At 72.0% G+C, this 621-nt stretch carries 1 protein-coding gene; it reads right to left on the minus strand.

The features are described 5' to 3' along the window. The coding region (locus AX709_RS12765; RefSeq protein ID WP_156454265.1) for an L-lactate dehydrogenase at positions 1-621 on the minus strand (621 nt) is incomplete at both ends.

Below are 621 nucleotides of genomic sequence, written 5' to 3' on the forward strand. Positions count from 1 at the left end.
CGTCGGCAGCGCGCGTGCCGACGACATCACCCCGTCGAGCTGGCGTCCGCCATGGTTCGACACGACGATCGCGTCGGCACCCAGCGCAGCCGCCTCGCGCGCGTCGTCGGGGTCCAGGATGCCCTTGATGACCAGCGGGCCGTCCCACAGCGCGCGAATCCAGTCGAGGTCGCGCCACTGGATCGACGGATCGAAATTGGCCCCCAGCCAGCCGATATAGTCGTTGAGCCCGCTGTTGCGGCCAAGCACCGCCGCCAGGTTGCCCAGCGTATGCGGCCGTCCCATGACGCCCACATCCCAGGCCCAGCCGGGCTTGCCCATCGCCTGCACCACGCGCCGAACCGCTGCGTTCGGGCCCGACATGCCCGAATGCGCGTCGCGATAGCGCGCGCCGGGCACGGGCATGTCGACGGTGAACACCAGCGCCTTCGCCCCCGCCGCCTTGGCGCGCGCGATCAGGTCGCGCATGAATGCGCGGTCGCGGATCACGTAGAGCTGGAACCAGAAGCGGTCGGGCGCGGCGGCGGCGACGTCCTCGATCCCGCAGATCGACACGGTCGACAGGCACGTCGGGATGCCCGCGCGCGTGGCGGCGCGTGCGGCCTGCACCTCGCCCCGCCG

The sequence above is a fragment of the Sphingomonas sp. CCH15-F11 genome, from assembly GCF_001557005.1.
In the GTDB taxonomy this organism is placed as follows: Bacteria; Pseudomonadota; Alphaproteobacteria; order Sphingomonadales; family Sphingomonadaceae; genus Sphingomonas.